General features: G+C 39.7%; 8 protein-coding genes. 4 read left to right on the forward strand and 4 right to left on the reverse strand.

Features of this window, described 5'->3' with window-relative positions; genetic code table 11:
* The 3 genes from ABMY41_RS15795 to ABMY41_RS15805 are packed head-to-tail and all read left to right on the forward strand — an operon-like array spanning position 1 to position 3,289.
* Entirely contained in the window at positions 1-2,022 is a 2,022-nt protein-coding gene (locus ABMY41_RS15795) for a type IV secretion system DNA-binding domain-containing protein (protein WP_199524916.1), read from the forward strand.
* Complete coding sequence (locus ABMY41_RS15800; RefSeq protein ID WP_349275385.1) at positions 2,019-2,606, forward strand: hypothetical protein; 588 nt, start codon at positions 2,019-2,021, stop codon at positions 2,604-2,606. The genes ABMY41_RS15795 and ABMY41_RS15800 overlap by 4 nt, the downstream gene beginning before the upstream one ends.
* A complete protein-coding gene (locus ABMY41_RS15805; RefSeq protein WP_138601292.1) occupies positions 2,603-3,289 on the forward strand; it encodes a DUF4400 domain-containing protein in 687 nt (228 codons plus the stop codon). The genes ABMY41_RS15800 and ABMY41_RS15805 overlap by 4 nt, the downstream gene beginning before the upstream one ends.
* A gap of 204 nt (positions 3,290-3,493) precedes the next feature.
* Here ABMY41_RS15805 and ABMY41_RS15810 read toward each other — a convergent pair whose 3' ends face one another.
* The 3 genes from ABMY41_RS15810 to ABMY41_RS15820 form a co-directional block, all read right to left on the reverse strand.
* Positions 3,494-4,537, reverse strand: a complete 1,044-nt coding sequence (locus tag ABMY41_RS15810) for a GGDEF domain-containing protein (RefSeq protein WP_138558834.1) — start codon at positions 4,535-4,537, stop codon at positions 3,494-3,496.
* Between the two features lie 108 nt (positions 4,538-4,645).
* On the reverse strand, positions 4,646-5,473 hold the full coding sequence (locus tag ABMY41_RS15815) for a mechanosensitive ion channel family protein (RefSeq protein ID WP_055022483.1): 828 nt from the start codon (positions 5,471-5,473) through the stop codon (positions 4,646-4,648).
* Between the two features lie 64 nt (positions 5,474-5,537).
* Complete coding sequence (locus ABMY41_RS15820; RefSeq protein WP_339612273.1) at positions 5,538-6,509, reverse strand: calcium/sodium antiporter; 972 nt, start codon at positions 6,507-6,509, stop codon at positions 5,538-5,540.
* 389 nt (positions 6,510-6,898) lie between these two features.
* Between ABMY41_RS15820 and ABMY41_RS15825 the strand changes: the two genes are divergently transcribed.
* On the forward strand, positions 6,899-7,603 hold the full coding sequence (locus tag ABMY41_RS15825) for a hypothetical protein (protein WP_055022485.1): 705 nt from the start codon (positions 6,899-6,901) through the stop codon (positions 7,601-7,603).
* 133 nt (positions 7,604-7,736) lie between these two features.
* Here the strand turns inward: ABMY41_RS15825 and ABMY41_RS15830 are convergent.
* On the reverse strand, positions 7,737-8,219 hold a 483-nt coding region (locus tag ABMY41_RS15830; protein WP_235378151.1), incomplete at its 5' end, for a transposase.

The raw sequence follows: 8,219 nt of genomic DNA on the forward strand, positions 1-8,219 counted from the left end.
ATGACGCAGGAACGTAGTAACCCATTATTCCACGAAAATTTATACCGCCCTGTATATGAGTTAAATAAGGCTTACGCCTCTTTAGCCGCTGGTGTTGTAACCTTTACTTCAAGCGTTATTGAGAGTGAAGGCCATATCGGTATGGTGGGTTTTGGAATCACTACAATACTCACCGCTCAATGTGGACACTACACTCTAAAGGCAATTCCACTAGTCAAACGCCAGTGCAAAATCTTCTTCAACAAGATTGAATTCGAGGATATAAAAGCAATACGTCAAGAGCACATGGCTAAAGAGAATATCCTAAATCCAAACAACAAAAAGAAGGGAAATAACAAGATATTCATTGGAAATGGATTTGAATGGGGCGTGGAGCATGCAAATCGCTCATATCAAATACAAGGATTATACTCTGACAAACAAGAGGTGAAGCTTCCACTATTTCTTAAACCATTCGTTAAAAAGTGGCGTAAAGAAACGTTAAAGCTTGGCGGTAAGCCATGGATTGATGGTGTCGGGGATGCCGAAAGGCAATACGTAGATGCTGAAACGTTCTTTGGCCACTCTATGATTATGGGCAATGTTGGTACCGGTAAAACAACAATGTTCATTTTGCTTAGCCTCGCGATGATCCACAAAGGCTATACCGTCATTGTATTAGACCCAAAAAACGATTCATCGTGGCGCAAAGCCCTACAAGCGGAAATGGAGCATTTTGGTAAGGGCGAGCACTTCCACTACTTTCACCCTTCTAAACCATCTACATCTTGCACAATAGATCCGATTAAAAACTGGAATAGACCGACTGAGATAGCTGAACGTATCGCATCCATTATGGTTGAGTCGGGTAAAGAAGATAGCTTCATTCGATTCAACTGGAACGTCATAAACTCAACAGTTAACGCGATGCTTTATGCGGGCATACAACCACAAATCAAATCGATTGCTCGTTATGTGACAACAGGCAAAACCGCCTTAACTCAAAAGTGCCTTGAAAGACACTACGCTAAATGCTTAGGGGAAGATTGGGAGACTCAACTTAGCGCCAAAATGAGCTCTTTCGGGAAAACTCGTTTAGAGCAAATGCTAAATTACTATCAACAAGTTATATCTCAACAACATCAATCACCAGAAGTGGATGGCATAATTCAGTTGCTTACGCACAACGCCGAGCATATGCAAAAGATGACAGCTAATTTACTTCCTATTTTTAGCGTCCTTACATCTACACCTATGGATGAGCTTATATCACCAGAAGAGGCGATAGCAGAAAGCTTAGATGCGCGTGATGAGGATACTAGATACGAAACAGCTGAAAGTGAAACTACAGATTACACATCAAATCACATTGAAGGTGTATCAAAGAAATCAGGGAAAATAAGAGAGAAAGACAGTCGTTATGTAGACACTTCAGACATCGTTGAAAATGGAGGACTACTTTACATGGCGCTTGACTCTCTCAGCGACACAAAGACAGCGGGTTATTTGAGCAAACTTGTTTTAGCTGACATTGCTGCTGTAGCAGGTTCACGATACAACTTCTCAGAAGGGAGAGGCCGTCGAGTAGCGGTGTTTGTGGATGAAGTACATGCAGCGATTGCTGGGAATGATGCTCTTTTGAATTTATTAGCCCAAGGTCGTGCAGCATTTATGCAAATGTTTATTGCAACCCAAACTAAAGCTGATATTGAAGCTAAAACAGACCCAGCTACTGCAAACCGTGTATTAGGTCTGTGCAACAACTTCTTCTCTATGAGAGCAAACGACACATCAACTCAAGAATATGCTTCCAGCCAATTTGGTGAAGTGCCAATAACCAGCCAGCAAATCACTTTAGGTCAAAGTTCAGGGAACACAAATGACATGACTGACTTTGGTTCTTCATACGCTGAGAGGCTTACACAACAAAACGACAAAGCATTTAACGAAAGCCTACTTGGTTCGCTGCCTATTTTACAATATGTAGCACGACTTGCTGACGGCAGAACAATCAAAGCTAAAGTACCGGTAATACAACGATGAGCAGAGAAAAAGTATATAAAATCCAAAGTAGATGCTACAAAAAAAGCAATGTGAATAATTCACTTTCAGAAGATAACAAGCACATATACTCGGTCATCTACAAGAAAGCACCTGCTGTGGAAGAAACACTTCGATATTTGTTAGATTTTATTGGGGATGAATTGAAGCATCCACAACAAGATGTAGATCTATTTAATCACATCATTAATAAAGCTGGTCAGCACTCTCTTGTACTTAATTCACATCTGAGCCGAGCAGAGTTTTTTAAATCCTTTCTCTTCACGGTTACAAGTGAACTTACAGCCGTACTCGATGTTATGGTCTACACAGGGGGGTCAGGCTCGTGTATTGCAGTATGGGACCCACTCTTAGAGACAATCAGCCAGTTTCTAATCACGCACAAGAACTCAGCAATACGCGCTAAACCAAACTTGATTGAAAAAGAGTTAAATCAAGAATCATTACTGATGATACAACACTTTCTACTGCGCAAGATTGTGAAGCGTTCACACCTGTTCTATTTCGGCGTTCCTAATTTTGATGAAAGTAAAACCCTTACATTTAAGGAGGCGTTTTCGTCATGATTTATGAGAATGACAGCGAAGACCTGTATAAGGATAAGTCTGGAGAGCAAAATAGAAAAAAAGAATACTCAAAGTTATTCATCTTTATTCTATTTGCGTTGGCAGCACAGGTTCTTGCTTTAAACCCCACCAGCTTTAACAAAATGCTAGAAAATGAAGTTAAAGCGAGCTACAAGGCCATCGGTGAAAAAAACTGGCTTAACCTTACTGATGCATCGCATAGGCACTACAACACAATCATTGTAAGGTCAGGATTTAAGCAGTATTTCTTGGACAAGGTAAATCGAGATACAGACGATAAAAACCCTTTAGCCAGGCTAACAGCAAAGCTTTTGCCTTTAGTTAAAAGAGTAACAAACAACATACAAACGCTTACATACCAAATCTTACACAGAGCAAACCTTTTAATGATTTGGCTTTATATTTTAGTGCCTTTCGCACTTGCTCAACTAGTTATTGGTGTTTATAGCTGGAGAATTAGGGCTTATACATTCGGTAACAAAACAAAGACTCGTATGTTAGTTATTAAGAAACTAACCAAAGGTATTTTAGTAGGTGTCATAGTATATTTCGCCCTACCTAACTTTTACCCTACAGCTGGGGCATACATACCTTTTATTGCTTTATTGTTTGCATCATTCCTAACATCTAGATACATAGCAACACTGCAAAAGCATATTTAGGACCCTCGGCAACGAGGCTATAAAAAACTGACGCTGTTTACGTGTAAGAGGAATGAGTAACTCACGAACACAAGCTTGTTTAGGTAGCGTGCTGCAAAAGCCGAATGTCAGATCTTGTCTGAATTAATACAGTTTAAAGTATTTGCCCCGAAATCTTCTTCTAAATCGTTTTTGAAAAGTGAGTTAGAAAAGATTTAAATGATATCAAAGTATGCACTCAATCCGGTTTCTGCCATTTTCCTTTGCACGATATAAAGCTGAATCAGCACGTTCAATTACTGTCAACGTATTATCATCAATACGACTGACCGTCACTCCACAGCTGACTGACAATCTTTTTTCGTGAAAATAAATACCATTTATATCTGTAATAATGGTCGTTGCAATCTCTTTTGTTTCATCTAAGGTTGCCCCTTCAATGATGATTACAAACTCTTCGCCACCCCAACGAGCACATAACGCTTTACTTGGAGATACTGACTTTAATTTATTTGAAACAATGACAAGCGCTTTATCGCCTTCCAAGTGACCATAGGTATCGTTTATTTCTTTAAAATAATCAATGTCTAGTAGTATGAAACCAAAATTCGAGCTTTTTAGTAAACTTGAAAGCGTTCTATCTAGTTTTTCTCGATTAAACAATCCAGTGAGTTTATCGGTTTCAGCGAGTTTTTTAATAAGCTGATTTTTCTCAGCCAACGTATCATAAGCAGCAAACCGAGTTTTTTCATAGAAACGAAATAAGACAATGTGAGCAATGGCAACTTCAATAATATTAAAAACAGAGCCAAGGCCAATTTTAAGAGGTTCCGGATTCTGTGAGTGTTCATAAACTATAAAAGCACACACTGCAAAAGCAAACGCACTAAGTAAACTTCCCCAATTTCGACCTACTAAATAAAATGAAAATGGAGGAATTAATGTTGCCCAAAATAATGAATAGGCCGCGCCGTTAATTGAGATAATAAATGTCAGTATTAAACTGTTAATCAATAACACCACAGCCCATGAAACCGCTTTAATTTTTGAGCTTTTAATGAACCAAACATATAGTAAAATAGACAAAGTTAGCCCAACCGCATCAAGCAAAGCGAGTTCATAGCTGTTGAATTTAAAGATATTGATAACAGTCAGTACAAAGAAGTACACAGTACATATCAATAAAGAATGGGCGATCAAACGGCTTCGCCAAAATAGCTCAGGACTATTGTGGTGTGCTGGAATGTTTTTATACCAATATTTGAGCATAGTAAATTCTGTTTTTAAATTATTACACGCGAGCTATGCTCTCAAGCAAAGGCCCAGTCCTGTCACTCTATCATAGAGAAACGTGCTAGGACTGAGCGAGGTTTTTCATTATTTTTTATCGCCGTTTATTATGTGCAAATCACGTTGAGGGAACGGAATAGTAATCCCTTTGCTCTCCACTTTATCTTTAATTTTACGCTGTGTTTGCCAATATATATCCCAGTAATGTGGTGTAGCGACCCAAGCACGAAGCTGCAAGTTCACAGAGCTATCTGCTAATGTGTGGACTAAATACTGAGGGGCTGGCTCAATCAAAATTCGAGATTCTTCACTAACAAGCTCCCTTAATGCCGCAAGCCCATCTTCAATTGAATCACCATAAGAAATACCCACAGTGATATCCATGCGACGCTTTTCGTTTCTCGTAAAGTTTTTTATCGCATTTGCCCAAACCGTGCTATTTGGGATTGACACAAAAACACCATCGGCGGTTTCAAGGACAGTGGTAAATAGACCTAAATCTTTTACACTCCCTGTATAGCTTGACACTTCAACAAACTCTGCCTTTTTTAGAGGCTTTAAGAAAAGTAGCATGACCCCCGCAGCCACATTACTGAGCGTATCTTTTAGGGCTAGACCAATCGCTAAGCCTGCGGCACCGACGAGTGCGACAAGACTGGCCGTATTGACTCCAAATAAATCTAAAATAATCACAATTGCAATTAAATAAACCACATAGCCTGATAGCGTGGTAAGCAGCTTAGTAATGATTTCATCATGCTTGCTCAATCGGTAAACACCTTTATGTACAGCTCGTTTAAGTAGCTTTGAGCAAATACTAGCTCCTATTAAAATGAAAATAGTAAGCAATGTATTCTTGGCTATCGCTATGATTTGTAATTGGTGCTCAGAAAAAAAGTTTATGATGGTTTCCATCGGTGATTTCCCTTTAAATATAAATAATATACGCGTTTGTTTCTAAATGATTTGATAACGAAAGCTAGTTAATGATGCTGTTAACTAAGTAACCATTGTAAGCAATGTAAGAAGTAAGCAAGACACCACCTTCCCAACGGTTTACCCTGCCTTGTCGGCCAAAACCGTAAGCCATAACCAACAACATGACGGAAAGTACAAGCATCACACTCCAATCTCGGTAAAGTACGTCTGTAGAAATGTGAGGGATAGGCTCAATAATACCAGCGATACCAATTACAGCTAAGATGTTAAACATATTCGACCCCACAACATTGCCAATTGCGATGTCATGCTCTCCCTTTTTAGCGGCAATAATAGAAGCTGCAAGCTCTGGCAAAGATGTCCCTAATGCAACGATAGTTAAGCCGATAATAAGGTCACTGACACCGAGCGCAGTTGCAATTTCAACCGCTCCCCAAACAAGTATGCGAGAGCTAATAATGAGTAATGTTAAGCCCACGATGAGCCAGAAAATTACTTTTCCTAAGGACATGGCGTGACTTTTAAGCTCAGTATCAAATTCTGTTTTAAGGGTATCACTCGGTGATTTCATACCTGAGTACACAGACCATGCTAAGAACAAGACTAATCCGCCCAGCAACAGACTTGCATCAACCACTGATAAAGCGCCGTCATACAGCAAATACCCCAAAAAAAGTACGACAACTAATAGTAAGGGAAGCTCATTTTTAACAATTTTAGACTGAACAGTGATAGGGGCAATGATGGCTGTTACACCAAGAATTAAGCTAATATTTACAATGTTGGACCCAAGTGCATTACCTAACGCTAAGTCAGGGTTTCCATCACTTGCAGCCATTGCTGATACAACCATTTCCGGAGCCGAAGTCCCAAAACCAACAATAACCATACCAATTAAAATTGAAGGCAAGCCAGCATGACCAGCTGTAGATGCCGCTCCTTCAACAAAGCGGTCTGCACTCCATACGAGTAAGATAAACCCCGCAATAATAGCTGTCATAGCTAAAACCATGACTGAGCCCCCTCTATAGCAATACCTGATAGGCGTATGGCAGGTCTATTTACAAAATGAAGTGAGCTTTGGCAGTGACGTAGTTTCATTATTTACCCTTAGGGCAGACTGGAATAATAAGGCAATAAACCACCTCTGCCCGAAATGACCCATTGCCTTAAGTCTTGTCAAAACCTGATACGGTTCGAAACTGCCACGAGCGATGTTGCTCGGAGACTGTTGACAGTTTCCTTGCTAAATGCAAGAGACTACTCCCCTAAGTTTTTAAAGAATAATCTATCCCTAATAATAATACAATTAGCTTGGCTGCCTTTTTTAAAAAACGATGAATGTAAAGAATCATCAGAATAGGCCGATATGAAATTACATCACTAAATCAGGGACGTATTATGAAGGTTAATTCTGGAAGTTTACCGCAACCACTTAATAATCAAAATGTGACTTTAGAGTCACCTATAAATGGCAAGGCTCTTTTAGAAACTGAGCTTAAAAAATTGGCGGATGACGTATATCATGAAAGCGCGCCTCCAGAGCTAAACCAAACGTATACCAAACCGCTGACGATGACATCGAGCCAGATAGACATAACTAAAACAGTTGATGACTATATGCATGAGCTAGCTGTTGCTACTGGTGAATTATATTTGCCGGGAGGTAGTCTGCCTAAGGCGGTAGAAAAAATGCTGTCTCCCTATGACTCACTTCTTTCAGATGTAAATCGGCAGAACCCTTCATTGGCCAATAAAAATTGGGGAATCGCTATAAACCAATCTGGTGCTTTAGAAGCGACAGGCACAATTACAGATTTTGAAAAAGAATTCTTAGAAGAAAGGCTAAATAATTCAGAGGAATTGGTAAGCACTATAGCTGATTTTAAATCTAATTTTTTAAAATATATTGTGCCTGAAAACCGAGGTTATGGAAGGTATGATGTTACGGCTGATAATTTTTCAGATGTCTTCGATTTTAGAGAAATGCTTGAAAGTTCAAGAAGCGATGCAGACTTTAAAAAGACATGGGAATATGAAACTAATTGGTTAAAGTTGACTGACAACATTTTGTCACAACTAAAAAGAAACGCCCAAAGCTTTTAAAGGTTTTTAAGTATTACAATGAACTCACAGAGAATGTTACAGATCCATCGGCCCTAAAAGCACTGCATCAATCTCAACAATTAACTATGTGAACTACTCGCGCCTAAAGGCATCGAGCTTCCAAGATAATAGCCTAAGCTACTAACCTTTCTTTTTTGACGCTTCGTTGGACACCGCTAGTCGAGCTTTTTACTCGGCTAGTCTTACAATTGCCTCCACGTCCACTATCTGCCTGAGTTATTAGAACTCCATCGTCAGACAACACCGTTCCAGTGTCTAATATTAGGTTAATTGCCCGTTTCTTTATGACCTTTGATGCGTTGTTATCTGCATTGTCAGTATTGCCACAGTTACCGCACACAAATAGCTCTTGTGATTTACGGTTGTCGGGGTGAGTGTGATCGCATATAGCGCACTCCTGACTGGTATGCGGGGCGGGTATTTTGAAGACGGCTTTTCCTGCTTGGTAGGCCTTGTATTTGGTGTAAATCTCTATGATGTGCCAGCCAACGTTTAAAATAGACTTGTTTAGCCCAGCCTTTTGTTTGGCTTTGTTTGACACATACCGACCTTGTTCATCCTGCTTCGCCTTTGGCTTGCGCGTCATGCTTGAGGT

Origin of the sequence: Pseudoalteromonas sp. BZA4 (assembly GCF_040104395.1) — a bacterium.
Classification (GTDB): Bacteria; Pseudomonadota; Gammaproteobacteria; order Enterobacterales; family Alteromonadaceae; genus Pseudoalteromonas.